We start from the raw sequence: 13,217 nt of genomic DNA on the forward strand, positions 1-13,217 counted from the left end.
GCTACCGGCTTCAATGGCTGGGGCATGGCCCATGGCGTGGTAGCCGCCCAGCTGAACACCGACCTTATTTGCGGCCGCAAGAATGAGTTTGCAGACCTTTACGCCCCCACCCGCTTCAAACCAGTGACAAGCGCACCCCAACTCCTTAAAACGGGTTTCAGCACCGCAAAACACTTCATTGGAGACCGCCTGTCCCATGGGGACAAAAAGGCAGTAGAAAAGCTCAAGGCCGGTGACGCCTGCGTGCTGACTATCGATGGCATTAGGCTAGCCCTTTACCGCGGCAAAGATGGTGAGCTTCATGCCCTTTCCGCAACCTGCACCCATATGGGCTGCATTGTGAACTGGAACCCAGCAGAGGAAAGCTGGGACTGCCCGTGCCACGGGTCACGCTTTGCTGCCGATGGAACCGTTATCCATGGGCCGGCTGTGAAGGACTTGGAGAAGAAAGAGCTGTAATAAAAAGGCCCCCTCGTTGAAGAGGGGGCACAGAGGCAGGCTGTATTAAGCCTTGTAGATACGAAGCACGACCTGGTCCCAAGCGGGATCCTCGAAGTTGCTGATGATGCCAGCTTCGAAGGTCATACTAGAAACCCAGTTGCTCACCACGTCGCTAAGGGCGCCAGTGAGCGGTGCATCCATTTCGCCGCCAAACCCGGCCGAGTAGGTAAGAAGCTGGCCGCTCTTGAGCGGGATATCCAACTTCACTTTCACGGTTCCGGTGGCGCTCTGGCTACCGTACGCGGTCTCGATGAGCTGCGGCACCATCATGACCAGGTTGACCATGTTGGCGTAGCACACCATGTAACCATCGGTATCCCTGGCGAACCAGCGGCCCTGCTGACCAAGCACTGTCTGGCCGTCGGTGTCGAAGATCTTCACCGTGGAGCCGTTAATCACGACTTCCGCGTCGAGTTCGACAACGGTCGAGTAGTTCAAGGACTTGGTCGCCACGCCCACCTGGCGGGACATATCGGGGAGCCCTGCGAGGGTTCCGTCGTTCATCCGGTAAGAGTGGGCGCCATAGACGGGCAAGTTGGTCGGACCAGAGAAGGTGTTGATGCCGTGCGCAAGGGTAAGCATGTTGCCCTTGTCCACCTGGTAGGTGGCGCAGCCAGAGGCATACAGGTAAGGGCTGTACATGAAGACAAGGCCCGAGCCCTGACTCACCCGCACACGTTCAGTCCCGCCGCGCGTGGTCGCGCTAGGCGCGCCAGTGGGTGCGGGAACGAAAGTGCGGTCAGCACCCTTCCAAGCGGCGAACTTGTTGAGTACGCCAGCCGGCACGTAGAACGGGGTACGGAACGTGTTGCGCTGCCGGGTCAATCCCCGGGAAACGCTCGCGTTGTACTCCTCGATCATCTGCCTGAGGTCGATTACCTGCGCGTGCAGGTTGTCCGCCATTCCAGATGCGTTGTTGTCGCCCTGGCGAAGTCCGGCGGTCGCCATTCCGTCTCGATAGCCCAGACTTCCGGAGAAGCCAAAGCTCATTGGCCAGTTGGGTGCGCTCTCGATCAAGCCGAGGCGGACCCCGTCAGGATCGGTGTGGGTGAACTTGAGGTTCACCGGCATGTCCCTGGTCCCAGTGCCCTCCGCATAGCGGATGGTCATGGGTCCCGGCGCAAGCGCCAGGAAGTTGGCCGTCGAAGCCGGCATGTCCGCGGTACCAGGTGGGTTGGTGTCAGGGACACCGCCATCTCCAGAACCACCACAGCCAACCAGAGCGAGAGCGAGCAGAGAGAACAATCCAAACTTCTTCATATGTTAACTTCCACGTTCCTGACCGGTCGTTGCCGGTTTCAGTGCGTTGCGTTTATACCATGTAGCAAAAGAACTGTCAAGGTATAAGGCCTTGGCATTTTTGTTTCATGAACCACAAAGCCAACTACTTCTCAGGCGCAAATGACAGCCCTTTGGCGGCAAGGGCTAATTTCAGTTGCTTCACGGCATTTGGGCCAATACCGTGGAGTTTTTTGAACTCCGATTCTTTGACCCTCGTAAGCTGCTCTAAGTGAGTGTAACCAGCACCAGCCAGTGCCCGGTACGCCGGCTGCGCAAGTTTAGGAAAAGGGGTAGTCATATAGGGAATAATAGCCTTGATTTCCCAGGGTGCCTATGGTATACCTTCATCGCCTGAATAACCCGGCTTTTGACAATCCGACCCAGAGGAATCCCCATGAATACAAAACAGATATTTATCTCCGTACTCCTCGCAATCGCGTTCTTCGTATCCGTTGCCTTGCCCGGTATAACCTACCTGGAAACTCGGAACGATATTGTGAAAGCGCGTAATGCGGCGATAGCGCAGCACGACCTTCTCGCCACCCGTTACCAGTTCTGGCGGTATGTCCCCATTGCTAACAAGGCAGACAGTAAGGGCTTTGACCTTATTGCCTACCATGTAAACCAGTGGGCAAAGACCGTCCAATCCGCCAAAAAACTGGAGGAGACAATTAAAGACTCCCCCTACATTAAGGTGGACTACGAGTTCCCCTACGCCACCGTCCTCGAGAATGCAGGTTCTTCACCTTACTTCACTATTGTTGAGGAAGACGGCGACCGAGTTGTTAGCAACGCGTTTTGCGAAGATGTAGACCTGTACACAGAAAAGGGAAACGTGGCCTTTACCGCCCCCGACTCTCTTCCACCCGCCCGGAATGCAGAGGCTGAAGCAATTCAGAAAACGAAACTCTACATACCGGTTGCAGGGATCAGTTGGGCCGCAGTCTTTCTAACCCTTGGCATCTACTGGCTCCTGCCACGCTGCAATGCCATTGACCGTGAGATCCTTCGGCACAAAAGAAGGATTAAGCAGTTAGAGGGCGATATAAACGAACTCCCCGATGACTCGCGAGAGGCCGCACAGAAAATACGCGATGCAATTGGCGCCCTGCAGAGCGCCATCACCACCCTTGAAGGCGCTAAGGAGCAGTCCTACAAGGAACGTATTCGCATTGGCAGGGAGCTCAAAGAAAAGAAACTCCTGGAGCACGCCAAGGACGCAGTGGAAGAGGCGAAGCAAAGCACGGAGGCCGTAACAAGCCGGCAGAGAGCGGAAGAAGAACTCCCGCTTCACACGCGGTAGCCTTCCCTCCCTCACTCTGGGTCTTTGTCAAAGCCTTCTCAAGCACCACACCCGTGGTGCTTTTTTCATAAGGTATGAAAAAGGAAGCTCAACCTGAGCTTCCTTGGGATTCCTACTCTTCCAGGACGCTTCCTGGGAGCTTAAGGCCTGCATAGAGAGCGACACGTCCCCGGCTTTCATCGCGCCGGATCACCGGTACGAAACCCTGGGTCCTGATGTAGTTCCACAGCCAGCGGTGGTCCTCGTTAAGCAGGTCGTCTTCCCCTAGTCCCTGCGAAAGGATGGGGTCGGTTTCGTCGTTGTGCTCCCGGCGGATAAACCGCCTTCGTGTGGCATCCTTACACAGGTCCAGCACCTTCATTTCCGGACTAGCCGGAGGGGCGCCCTTGAGGAAGTACTCCTGTGCCTTCTTGGGAAAGCGCTTGGCTGCCTCTTGGGCACTCTTTTTAATCTCGGTTGGATCCTCTGCAGGATCCAATTCCCCTTCTTTAACCCGCTGCCACCTACCAAGGGCGCGGCCATGTTCATTACGCGTCTTTACCATGTCAATCGCTCCAAAACACCCGGAGTATAGCAGAAAAAGGTACAATTTTGGTTAAGAAAAAGGCATCACACAGGTGATGCCTCGAAAGACTGCGTTATCTAAGGATTGGGGCAATTTCCTCATGGATTGCCTCCAGTGCTTCCCTCCGCGTTCCGGAACGTGGATTGCGGATGGGGTCCCCAATCACCAAACAGTCCGAACCAGATTCCAGCGCGCCAAGGGGTGTCATGACCCGCTTTTGGTCACCTAAGGGATGGCCCTCGGGGCGTATCCCTGGCGACACAATAAGCAAACCAGTCTTGCATAATTCTCGGATTACCCTGGCTTCATGGCCAGAAGCCACTACGCCATCTAACCCACACCTTTCTGCAACCATTGCCAAACGCAGGGAGTCGCTGCCGTCTAGGCTGCTAGTCAGCTCAGTAATGCCAAGCAGCTTGCACATGTGCCTGTTCTGGCCCAGTGCCTCATCCCTGGCCCCTACCGCCGCCCGCAGCATATCTAGACCACCCTGCACGTGCAGGGTCAACATGCTCACACCAAGGTGGGCAGCATTCCTGACCGCTGCCGCCACAGACATTGGCTTGTCGTGGTACTTAAGGTCAAGAAAGATGCCGTACCCAGCCCCAATGGCCGTCCGTACCAACTCCGGTCCTTCGGCCGTGAAAAGCTCACATCCCACCTTGTAGGTAGCAACCAGGCCATCCAACTCCTTCATGAGAGCCCAGGCCTCTGCCGCCGAAGAAACATCCAAGGCAGGAATGACAATCTCCCTCGGGTTCAATCCTACTTTCCCATCGCCGTTTTTCAAATCTCATACCCTCCAAACTGACTGGAGTATAGCAAAAGTAATGGAATGAAAAAGCCGCTCCTTGAGCGGCTTTGTGATTTCCCTGGTTAGCGAACAGCTGCAGGAAGGGCTTCCCTGATAGCGTCGCGGATCTTGAAGATGACTTCGTCACCTGGTTGGGGCAGGTCAAGGTAGGGGGTGTAGTTCTTGGTTGGCCGCCGGTCCTCAAAGGTAAACCCGGCAAACTCCTTGGTTAGTTCATGGCGCGGGATGATATGCCAGTGACAAACCCTCCAAGTATTCCGGAGGTTGGCATAGTTGTACATGCGCGGGGCAAAGAGCTGGTCAAAGCAGTGACGCACCTCGTTTATGACACCGACGTTGAAATCTAACTGGATCTCAACCGGCAGCGTGAAGGGATCCACTTCTTCGCCACTTTTGAGGGCGGCATAGCAGCGGCCAAGGTATTGCTGCTGCTCGTGCAGGTAAAGGTCCCAATGCGTATAGCGCTTGAGCAGAAGGTCTTCAAATGGGATGTTGGGCAATCGTTTTCTCCTTTTTAAAGTGCGTCTTTCACGCTATCAGAAGTACAACGTGCTTGCCATAAAAAACAGGCTGCCGTGGGGCAGCCTGTGCAATGGTTTTGAGGAGGATATGAAATTACTCCCGCAAAACTAGGTCCTGCTCCCCCGCAACCTTACGGGCTTCAGGTGCAGGCACTCCTTCCATCTCCAACTCTGCCGCCAACCGGTCGCGTAGAACGCTCGTGGTCTCCCCAAGGGCTGCTTGCAGCTCTTCATGGTAAGGCCGGGGGCTTATATAAAAACCGGCGCGCTTGTGGATATCGATCCAGAGCTGCAGCAGCATATTCCACTGCTCGGTATGCTCCTTAGGCGTGAGTTTTCTTTGGTGGTTAGCTGCGGAGTACTTATTAACATGAGACAACAAGACGGCTAATTCTGGATCCTCCCAGAGAACACCATGGTATGCTTCCCATTGTTTTTGGTTTGCAATATCGAACCGATACCAGGATAGGTAATTCTGCCACGTCATGAATTTGACGAACATTCCTAACCCCGGGACTAAAAGTGCAAAGCGAGCCCCATAATTAACGTAGTCTGGTGCGCCAGCAATAAAAACCGCTGCCACCAGCAAGACCTGAACCAAACCTGCCCATGCCCATTGTTTGAAGTGGCGAAGGCGAACCTGCGCCAGCGCATCATAGTTGTTTAGCTTACGCTGCTGCTTTAGCTCGGCAAACCTACCCTCCAGCAGTTCACGCAACGTTACCGATAACTCGTTATATGTCTTTTGAAGCATTCACAGAACCTCCTCAAGTTCCAAAGTGTCTGGATGATACCAAAAAACAGAAAAAATGCCATCCTGATGCGGCTTTTCAGTAGCACATAGACAATCTCATCACTTTTGCTACTGTTTCCTACAGCACTTTGATTTGGAGCGCACTCATGAAACTCCTCGGACTCTTCTTTGCCCTGCTTGCAGGTTCGGTGGTTTGGACGGTAACGAACATCCCACCCTTTGCCATCGTTGTAGGCTATGGCCTCTACGAGCTCCCTACCCTGGTCAACTTGCCCAAAGCTGCCCGGAAGGCAACCGAAGCCCTGGAGCTCTACCCGCTGAGGGAATACCACGTGACCATGGGCATTACCGGCTTCATTGTTTGGGGGCTCATTATAGCCATCTGGACACGGGGGCCTGCCATCCTCTTTTTCAGAACGGCTGACTCAGGGCCAGCCCTATGCCTTACCCTGGGCACACTTGTCTGGGTCGTTAACTTCTACCTCTACCTACGCGGCGGCCAGGCATTGCGCAGCCAATACCGCAAAGTAGGCCAGCCCGTCTCTTGTATGGGCTGTGAATAGTTTGGACTCCGACCGAGAGCAGTGCTCTCGGTCTTTTTTATAGGCTAACCCAGCACACTTAAAAGCTCTTCCTTAAGGTGTGCCCTATTTTCCGTAAGCCACTGGAGACCTAAGTAGCTAGACTCGAAGAATCGGTTGAAACGGTCGTTTGACTTAAGGTTATATTCCCCTTCAACCCAGAGAGAATGAAAATCTTTGATGTACCGCACCTCCACTCCCGCTGCCACTTCCTCTTTGGAGATTGGGTACTTTTGGTGGTAGGCACGGACATAATGCTTGGCCTTTTCTATATTTTCCTGGGAAAAATCACCATTCATAATGACGTACTCCATGGAACGCAAAAGCTCTATTACGCGCGGTGCCATTTCTGCCTTTTCCAGGTCAAAGACCCAAGTGACGTGCGGGCCATCATTAAAGAAAAGGTTAAAGTCGTGGTAATCGCCGTGGGTCAGCGTGTCGTTGGGAAGGTTAAAATCTTCAAAGCGCTTAGTATTGGCTTCAACAAGTGAGCGTTTGAGAAGCACCAATTCTTCCATCTGGTTGTCCAACTCGGTGCGCTCGGCCTTGCCCGCTATAACCTGAAGGATGGCCTCTGCCTTGGCAGCAAAAGTCTCCACATCCCAACCCTTGAAAAAATCATCAATGACAAAGGGGCGCTTCACGCTCTGCAGGTGCATATCCGCCAACATCTCACCCATTGCCGCAAGTTCATCAAGCGTAATGTTGCCCTTTCCTGGGTGCCTGCCTTCCACATACGGGAAGAGGGCGTAAAAGGTGTCATCCAAAATAGTCAGTGTTTCGCCTGACACGTTTTTCCTTGGCAGCACAATGGGGATGCCACCCTCGGCAAAGTACGCTTTCACCTTATGGATCTCCCGCACCTTGGCTTCATCCGTGTGGCGATAGACCTTCAGGAAAAGGCGCGCTCCCCCGCTTTGCAGGGCATAGTTGTTGCTCAACCCCTCTTTGTGCTCACCAACAATGGCCGTATCTGGCATGAGGGCATAGGCCGTTATGATTTGCTGGAGGTGTTGGTTCTGCATTGTCCCAGTGTAGCACTTCCTTTTTTGGTAATAAAAAGAACCCCAGACAGATGTCTGGGGTCCCGGGTTTCACAGGAAAGCAGTTCAGCTTTCGTTGGGAGGAACTGGCTCCTCAGCGTCGCCGCCCTCGGGAATGCGGATGCCGCCCCGCAGCGCGTCCATAAGGCCGCCGATGCCGCCGAGGACCACCATGCGGCCCCCCATGAGGTGGAGACCACCCTGCTCCATCGCCTCGCGGGCAGCTCGCATGGTGTCTTCACGGGTCTCCCTTTCGGCAGTCGTGACGATTGCGTAGTGCATAGGCTCCGGGCAGTTGCCGCTCAGGCACTCGTAGGCGTGGAGCTTCCAACCGTGGGCGTGCTTTTCGAGCAGCGCCTCAAGTTCGGCACAGCTGCCCACTTGGGCAATGAGGAAGTTCGTGATGATTTCTTCCCATTCTAGCGCATCGCTTTCCTTGTAGAGCTTGGCGGCCGCACGGACGACGGTTTGGAGAAGCCGCGGCTTTTCGGCCGGGGGAATCCGTTCGTCTTTCCGAGCCTCCAGCTGGACGTAGAAGTCTGCCACCGTATCCTTGAGGAACGTGCGGTCGAGCGAAGTAAGGGAGAGGGCTCCCAGTCCCGCCAGAACGCTGGCCGGACGACGAAGGAGCTGTGTAGGAGAGAGCAGCTTGTTGTTCAATGTTTCACCTGTTCACCCTGTTGGGCGAATGAAAATATAGCCCAACTGCCAGAAAAAGTCAACAGGCTTACAAGAAAGCGTGCCGCACCGCCTCACTTCCCTCTTTTGGCAGGAGGTTAAGTTGGGAAATTTCCGTCAACGGGACCCATTCGAAAAGGTAGGCATCCTCTGCGGTTTGCTTCTCTTTTTCTTGCCATTCAGGCTCTGTATCATCCAGCTGATGGCAAACCACCAACGTGTTGTGGTCGTAATCGCTGACGATATCTGCAAGTACATAACGGGCTTCTACCTCCATGCCCGCCTCTTCCATGGTCTCCCGGACCACGGCTTGCTCCACCGATTCCCCTTCGTTTACGCCGCCGCCAGGAAAGATGTAATACAGCCCCCGCTCGTTCTCACGGCGCACCAAAAGGATGGAACCGTTTTTTATGAGGACAAGGCTGGCGCGGTGACGAAGACTCATAGGCATAGTTTAGCAGAACACCGGGCTTTACTGATTGACAAATCACGTGGTTTATGCTAAGATCCCGCTAATGAAAGCTGATCGTATTGCGGCATCCTCACAGAGCCTTGTTGATTGCATGACCTTCTTCATGCTCGGGATCATCTTCTCGATCGTCGCCCTGCTCTTTGTCCTCCTGGGAGAAAAAAACCCAGTCTGGGCGATTGTCTGGGCCGTTCTCATTGCCGGGCAGGCTACTGGGATAGCACTCTTGCTACTCGCCGGAGTCATACTCGATGTCGCCTCCCCCGAAGGGGAGCCTGCGCCAGAAGCCGTACCCGCCTAGGCGGCGAAACCAACACCGGGAGACCACCATGGTCCCCGGTTTTTTTGTTACATAAAAAAGGTGCCACACACGTGGCACCTTGAGACCCTAGGTAACTGACTGCCCGAGATAAGCCAGCACCCGGTTACCCATCTCACCCTCCACCTTGCCAGACTCCAGGTAGTACTCAATCAGTTCCCGCAAGGTAAAAATGGAGTGAAGAGTATAGCCGTGATTGGCTAACGCCTCCTTGCCACCCTGTTCGCGGTCAACCACCACAAGTACGTCCCGTACACGGAGCCCCGCATCCGTAAGGATCTGAATAAACTCCAGCTTGGCGCCACCATCCGTAATGACGTCATCAATGACAATGACGGTATCACCAGACACAAACACGCCCTCGATCTGCTTCTGGGTCCCGTACTCCTTCTTTTCCTTGCGCGGGTAGATAGCGGAAAGCTTTTTCCCTGCGCTTACATGGAGTGACTGAACCATGATGGCTGAGATGATGGGCAGGCCAGCGTACGGCAAGCCACAAATGTGGTCAAACTTGGAATGATGTTGCAGTACATCCAACATTGCCACCCCTGTTTCCCCCAGTGCTTCTGCATCCGAAATAAGGACCCGTAAGTCCACATAGATTGGCGAGATGCTTCCGTTCTTGATTGGGAACTCCCCAAACTTAATGGCCCCCACGCGTAACAAGTGGTCGGCGAGAGTAGATTTCCAAACCTGCATGTTCCTTTTTCCTCCGAATTGTAAAACCGCCTACACCGGCTCGTTTGCTCTGTTGGAGCTGGGCTGGAGTATAACAGCTCCCCCTGTTTCCACAAGGAAGACCCGAGAAGATGACTAGTGCTTGCCCGTGCTTCCTATCCCGCCGCGATCCAACGCCCCCATCTTCTCCACTTCCTCAAAGGTAATCTTCTCTTGCTTCATCGCCATGATCTGAGCAATGCGCTGGCCACGTTCAATCGTGACGGCTTCCTGCGTAAAGTTGTACGCAATAAACTGGTATTCGTCGTTGTCCCCCTTAAAGTCCCAGTCAAAAATGCCTATGCCGTTGGCGGCCATCAGGCCAGCTTTGTGCAGCGAACTGCGGGCAGCCATGAGTACGGATGAACCTTCTGGGATTTCCAAGGCCACATTGAGAGGGATGTACCCAATGGACTGCGGCTGGATAACCGTTTCTAGGCGGGCACACAGGTCCACACAGACGGCACCTGGTGATTTGTAAGACGGGAGTGGAAGGGTGGTATCGAACCGCTTGATTTTGATGTGCATGGGGAAATGGTATCACAAATGAAAAATGGCGAGAGCAATGCTCTCGCCACATAGGAGTCAGAAACCCTGGGAAACCGGCACACCAAAACCCTCTTTTGTACTCCGATCCTCAATTACTCTGTCTTTTCTCCTCAGCCCGGTTCCCGTCAAGCGGTACTCGAAGAAAAAGTCAGAGAGGCCTTGACCCGCCTTTTCCCGAGGGACTTTCCTGTGTTCTATGACCCCCTCTTTTACCAACTCCGCGAGAGTCCCACCCAGCCACACGGGGCTTGGCGTCCGGAAAATCCTATCGAAGAGAGATTCGCTCACCCCCTTCAATCTACAGAGCTCCTGCCAAATGGCCCCGGTGGACTTCCACTCAGTATTCAGCACGAGAAGGAGATCACTCTCCGTGTAGCGAGGCACCCTGTAGAGAGTGTAGTGAAGCTTATGAAGAAGGACTCCTCCCCCTATACCTAGAACAGCCATTTTGATTGCCAAGGAGCCGATAGGTAAGAAGAAGGTAAACAGGGCAGTAATGAAGGAAAGGCATCCTCCAAGGAGTAAGAGCGTGGCAACAACTTCAAAGAGGCAGCCAAGCTTTATGACGAAACTGAACTTGTCATTCTGATTGTTTTCCAACTGCACACCTTAAAGTTCGCGTCGAAGCAGAGAGTCTTTGAACGCAAGCGGAGTATAGCAAGAAATATACCTCCTGAAAATAAGTAAAATTGACAGCTACGCCCTAAATCCCTATCCTCAAACGCGTGAAAACCCGCGCTGTTTGCTTGTCCCTTGTTTTCTCAATAAGCCTCCTGTCCGCCCAGGCCCCCGAGAAAGACCTAACTCCCGAGTTCACCAAGCTGTGGGAAAAGGCAAAGCCCTCCCCTAAGGCGGACGCACTCATTAAAGGGGCCGTGGAAATACGGACCTTTGCCGGGCCTGACGGCACCCGCTACTGGGCGGCCATCATCAACTTGAAAAAGGCATGGATTGGAGAAATTAAGTACCTGGAATCCACCGTTTTCAAGGGCGATGAAAACCTTAAGATCCTCTACCGCCAGACCATAGCGGAAACGAAAACCCAAAAAGGGATGCAATTTGTGCCCTTCCCGGTTCCCTACGCCAAGACTGGGGTGATCCGCGTACAGGGCGTCATGTACGCCAACCCAAATGTGCGCACTACCAAACCTCTTTCCTTCAGCCTCTCTGAGGCCAAAGAAATTAAGGTGAAGTTCAGGCCCGACGGCTCTATTCAAGCCGTTGGCTAACTCCAACCAGCCCTACCAGGGGCTGGTTTTTATTTACAGGTTGCCTTCTTGCTTTAAGCGCGCCAGAGTATCGTAGCCACGGGTTTCACGGTCTTCCCGCGCAACCCCAAGTTCTTCTAAAAAGACAAAGAGCTCTTCCTGCACTTTCTCCACATCTTTATCTGATTCCAACAAGCGCTCCACCTCAACGAAAACGCCAATCCCCTCAACTTCGTCCAGGCAGATCTCCATGTCCTGAAAGTGGCCTTTTTGCCGCTTCTTTTTAACCTCAACAATGGGCTTGTAGCCCATAAGGAGGAGTATTTCGTGCATTTCCTTCACATTGGCAATGACAGTTTCATGCTCAATGCTATGGAGCTCGTTTACGCCGGGCCGCTTCAAAGTCAGGACGGAACTTTCCCCTTGTTCACGGATGCGAAGGATATTGCGCTCGTTTTGGAACTTCACAAACTCCCAATCGCCTTCCGTATAGATGGTGTCGTGCTGGGTTTTGGGTTCGGTCAGGTGGACGCCGCGCAAAACCAGGGCCGCTTTGAGCCCTTCTGCATTTTGTACGCGCGCTTTGACTTCAATTTCTTGCATACGGCTACTGTAGCAAGAAAAATAAAAAATCCCTCGCAACCTGCGAGGGATTTGGGAACCCGTCTTAATCGTCGTCCTTCGTTATAAGGTACTCCGGGAAAGAAAGGAAGAAGAACATCAAGCTTAACACCGCCCCATACACCCACCCGAGGGCGAGCACCGTACCCAGGGTGAGGTACGACTTAGTGAGGCACTCCCAGAAGACGCGGGAGCAGGCACTGGTGGAGGCCATCTTATTGGCAAAGGCCAGGAGAATGGAGATGCACACGATGCGCACGGGCACACTCACCAAGACAAGGCCCGAGAGCCAAAACAGTCCAAGCAGAACACCCGTTACCCCCAACGATAAAATGAACAGCGTGAAGGGGTCGGTTTCCCGGATCTTCTTTTCATCATCCCTCAGTGGCCTGTCGTACATGAGCAGGTCAATGACCAGGCTCAGTACCGCTGAAAGGAAGATTATCGCCAGTGGATAAACAGGGAAATGCCAGCCAGGAATCTGGAAGACAGGCTCTGACGTGAACCAGCTCCGCAGGTCCGTAAGCGGCTTAGAGATAAAGAGCCAGCTCCCTACCGCCACGCAGCCGTTCCAAAAGATAAGCATGATGTCCTTTTCGCCAAAGCGCTGAAGCTTGCAGAGCGAAAAGAGAACGGCGTTGTAGGCAAAGTGCGCAATGACAGAGCCCAGCAAGCCGTACTTCACAAATGCATACGTAAGGAATATGCCGCCAACAAACTGCGGGACAATCCGAAGGAGCTGCCTGTCGCCCTCGTCAAAGTTCTTAATGTGGATGTAGGCCCACCAAAAGTTACCGACGAGGAACAGGATGTAGAAAGTAGCGGGATCATGACGGTGCAGCACATACGGAATCACCCCTAAAAAGAGGGCCCGTGCAAACAGCTCTTCAGCCAGCACCATGAGAAAGAAATCCATGAAATGGTTTCCCTCCCCCATCTTGCCCATGAAGTCTTCTGCTGCGTGCTCACCCTTCGTCTTACCCGCCAAGGTATTGGCAGCCAGCCCCACCACCACTCCAACCGGAATTTTCACGGCAGTAAGCGCCGCGACAAAGCCAGCGAGGAGGAGGATGTCGGTCTGTGCAATCGGCACAGTAGGGATAATGCTCACATTCCCGTTCAGGAACGCAGAGAGCTCGTCCCACATCGGTGGAAAAAGGTCGAAGGTCTGAGCTATGAAAACCAAGAGCAGCCAGGTGCCGACCAAAGTCCAGAAGCCCAAACGGTTAACTTTGTATTCGGGCTTCTCGCCCTTTAGGTTGAGTATCATTTTTATTTTGTGTCGGTTTTTCA

At 53.7% G+C, this 13,217-nt stretch carries 19 protein-coding genes; 5 read left to right on the plus strand and 14 right to left on the minus strand.

Annotated features, from left to right (window positions below):
* A partial coding sequence (locus VLA04_04320) for a Rieske 2Fe-2S domain-containing protein (protein HSI20892.1) occupies positions 1 to 459 on the plus strand: 459 nt, incomplete at its 5' end.
* 45 nt (positions 460 to 504) lie between these two features.
* Here VLA04_04320 and VLA04_04325 read toward each other — a convergent pair.
* Positions 505 to 1,761 (minus strand): hypothetical protein, encoded by a 1,257-nt coding sequence (locus tag VLA04_04325; protein ID HSI20893.1) that lies wholly within the window; start codon positions 1,759 to 1,761, stop codon positions 505 to 507.
* A 124-nt stretch (positions 1,762 to 1,885) separates the two neighbouring features.
* Complete coding sequence (locus tag VLA04_04330) at positions 1,886 to 2,080, minus strand: DNA-binding protein (GenBank protein ID HSI20894.1); 195 nt, start codon at positions 2,078 to 2,080, stop codon at positions 1,886 to 1,888.
* A gap of 96 nt (positions 2,081 to 2,176) precedes the next feature.
* Between VLA04_04330 and VLA04_04335 the strand changes: the two genes are divergently transcribed.
* A complete protein-coding gene (locus VLA04_04335; protein ID HSI20895.1) occupies positions 2,177 to 3,085 on the plus strand; it encodes a hypothetical protein in 909 nt (302 codons plus the stop codon).
* 112 nt (positions 3,086 to 3,197) lie between these two features.
* Here VLA04_04335 and VLA04_04340 read toward each other — a convergent pair whose 3' ends face one another.
* From VLA04_04340 to VLA04_04355, 4 genes are all read right to left on the minus strand, one after another.
* A complete protein-coding gene (locus VLA04_04340; protein HSI20896.1) occupies positions 3,198 to 3,629 on the minus strand; it encodes a hypothetical protein in 432 nt (143 codons plus the stop codon).
* Positions 3,630 to 3,723: 94 nt separating this feature from the next.
* The gene (gene pyrF, locus VLA04_04345) at positions 3,724 to 4,440 is read right to left on the minus strand and encodes an orotidine-5'-phosphate decarboxylase (GenBank protein HSI20897.1); all 717 of its coding nucleotides are present in this window, start codon (positions 4,438 to 4,440) and stop codon (positions 3,724 to 3,726) included.
* An 86-nt stretch (positions 4,441 to 4,526) separates the two neighbouring features.
* Positions 4,527 to 4,964: a hypothetical protein gene (locus VLA04_04350; GenBank protein HSI20898.1), complete on the minus strand. Its 438-nt coding sequence runs from the start codon at positions 4,962 to 4,964 to the stop codon at positions 4,527 to 4,529.
* Positions 4,965 to 5,079: 115 nt separating this feature from the next.
* Positions 5,080 to 5,739, minus strand: coding sequence for a hypothetical protein (locus VLA04_04355; protein ID HSI20899.1), 660 nt, complete (start codon positions 5,737 to 5,739; stop codon positions 5,080 to 5,082).
* Positions 5,740 to 5,885: 146 nt separating this feature from the next.
* Between VLA04_04355 and VLA04_04360 the strand changes: the two genes are divergently transcribed.
* The gene (locus VLA04_04360; GenBank protein ID HSI20900.1) at positions 5,886 to 6,302 is read left to right on the plus strand and encodes a hypothetical protein; all 417 of its coding nucleotides are present in this window, start codon (positions 5,886 to 5,888) and stop codon (positions 6,300 to 6,302) included.
* A 44-nt stretch (positions 6,303 to 6,346) separates the two neighbouring features.
* On the opposite strand, the gene VLA04_04365 is transcribed toward VLA04_04360, so the two are convergent.
* The 3 genes from VLA04_04365 to VLA04_04375 all read right to left on the minus strand — a co-directional run bounded on the left by VLA04_04365 (position 6,347) and on the right by VLA04_04375 (position 8,486).
* Positions 6,347 to 7,345, minus strand: a complete 999-nt coding sequence (locus VLA04_04365; GenBank protein ID HSI20901.1) for a phosphotransferase — start codon at positions 7,343 to 7,345, stop codon at positions 6,347 to 6,349.
* Between the two features lie 84 nt (positions 7,346 to 7,429).
* The gene (locus VLA04_04370; GenBank protein ID HSI20902.1) at positions 7,430 to 8,023 is read right to left on the minus strand and encodes a hypothetical protein; all 594 of its coding nucleotides are present in this window, start codon (positions 8,021 to 8,023) and stop codon (positions 7,430 to 7,432) included.
* A gap of 67 nt (positions 8,024 to 8,090) precedes the next feature.
* Positions 8,091 to 8,486: an NUDIX domain-containing protein gene (locus tag VLA04_04375; protein HSI20903.1), complete on the minus strand. Its 396-nt coding sequence runs from the start codon at positions 8,484 to 8,486 to the stop codon at positions 8,091 to 8,093.
* 70 nt (positions 8,487 to 8,556) lie between these two features.
* Here VLA04_04375 and VLA04_04380 point away from each other — a divergent pair, with 70 nt between their 5' ends.
* Positions 8,557 to 8,811, plus strand: a complete 255-nt coding sequence (locus VLA04_04380; GenBank protein ID HSI20904.1) for a hypothetical protein — start codon at positions 8,557 to 8,559, stop codon at positions 8,809 to 8,811.
* Positions 8,812 to 8,898: 87 nt separating this feature from the next.
* Here VLA04_04380 and pyrE read toward each other — a convergent pair whose 3' ends face one another.
* The 3 genes from pyrE to VLA04_04395 all read right to left on the minus strand — a co-directional run bounded on the left by pyrE (position 8,899) and on the right by VLA04_04395 (position 10,695).
* Positions 8,899 to 9,528 (minus strand): orotate phosphoribosyltransferase, encoded by a 630-nt coding sequence (pyrE, locus tag VLA04_04385; protein HSI20905.1) that lies wholly within the window; start codon positions 9,526 to 9,528, stop codon positions 8,899 to 8,901.
* 114 nt (positions 9,529 to 9,642) lie between these two features.
* A complete protein-coding gene (locus tag VLA04_04390) occupies positions 9,643 to 10,074 on the minus strand; it encodes a dUTP diphosphatase (protein ID HSI20906.1) in 432 nt (143 codons plus the stop codon).
* A gap of 57 nt (positions 10,075 to 10,131) precedes the next feature.
* Complete coding sequence (locus VLA04_04395; protein ID HSI20907.1) at positions 10,132 to 10,695, minus strand: hypothetical protein; 564 nt, start codon at positions 10,693 to 10,695, stop codon at positions 10,132 to 10,134.
* Between the two features lie 125 nt (positions 10,696 to 10,820).
* On the opposite strand from VLA04_04395, the gene VLA04_04400 reads away from it, so the two are divergent.
* The gene (locus VLA04_04400) at positions 10,821 to 11,324 is read left to right on the plus strand and encodes a hypothetical protein (GenBank protein ID HSI20908.1); all 504 of its coding nucleotides are present in this window, start codon (positions 10,821 to 10,823) and stop codon (positions 11,322 to 11,324) included.
* A 33-nt stretch (positions 11,325 to 11,357) separates the two neighbouring features.
* On the opposite strand, the gene cyaB is transcribed toward VLA04_04400, so the two are convergent.
* Together cyaB and VLA04_04410 are read right to left on the minus strand one after the other, a co-directional pair.
* Positions 11,358 to 11,906 carry a class IV adenylate cyclase gene (gene cyaB / locus VLA04_04405; GenBank protein ID HSI20909.1) on the minus strand — a complete coding sequence of 183 codons (549 nt, stop codon included), beginning with the start codon at positions 11,904 to 11,906 and terminating at the stop codon, positions 11,358 to 11,360.
* Between the two features lie 64 nt (positions 11,907 to 11,970).
* Positions 11,971 to 13,217, minus strand: a 1,247-nt coding sequence (locus tag VLA04_04410) for a hypothetical protein (protein ID HSI20910.1), incomplete at its 5' end; no start/stop codon positions are given.

The organism is Verrucomicrobiia bacterium (assembly GCA_035460805.1).
Taxonomy (GTDB): domain Bacteria; phylum Patescibacteriota; class UBA1384; order CAILIB01; family CAILIB01; genus DATHWI01.

Bases quoted from the DNA above. Each gene is read 5' to 3' on its own strand.
- VLA04_04325 (HSI20893.1), bottom strand. From the start codon at position 1,761: ATGAAGAAGTTTGGATTGTTCTCTCTGCTCGCTCTCGCTCTGGTTGGC.
- VLA04_04330 (HSI20894.1), bottom strand. From the start codon at position 2,080: ATGACTACCCCTTTTCCTAAACTTGCGCAGCCGGCGTACCGGGCACTG.
- VLA04_04335 (HSI20895.1), top strand. From the start codon at position 2,177: ATGAATACAAAACAGATATTTATCTCCGTACTCCTCGCAATCGCGTTC.
- VLA04_04340 (HSI20896.1), bottom strand. From the start codon at position 3,629: ATGGTAAAGACGCGTAATGAACATGGCCGCGCCCTTGGTAGGTGGCAG.
- VLA04_04355 (HSI20899.1), bottom strand. From the start codon at position 5,739: ATGCTTCAAAAGACATATAACGAGTTATCGGTAACGTTGCGTGAACTG.
- VLA04_04360 (HSI20900.1), top strand. From the start codon at position 5,886: ATGAAACTCCTCGGACTCTTCTTTGCCCTGCTTGCAGGTTCGGTGGTT.
- VLA04_04365 (HSI20901.1), bottom strand. From the start codon at position 7,345: ATGCAGAACCAACACCTCCAGCAAATCATAACGGCCTATGCCCTCATG.
- VLA04_04375 (HSI20903.1), bottom strand. From the start codon at position 8,486: ATGAGTCTTCGTCACCGCGCCAGCCTTGTCCTCATAAAAAACGGTTCC.
- VLA04_04380 (HSI20904.1), top strand. From the start codon at position 8,557: ATGAAAGCTGATCGTATTGCGGCATCCTCACAGAGCCTTGTTGATTGC.
- pyrE (HSI20905.1), bottom strand. From the start codon at position 9,528: ATGCAGGTTTGGAAATCTACTCTCGCCGACCACTTGTTACGCGTGGGG.
- VLA04_04390 (HSI20906.1), bottom strand. From the start codon at position 10,074: ATGCACATCAAAATCAAGCGGTTCGATACCACCCTTCCACTCCCGTCT.
- cyaB (HSI20909.1), bottom strand. From the start codon at position 11,906: ATGCAAGAAATTGAAGTCAAAGCGCGCGTACAAAATGCAGAAGGGCTC.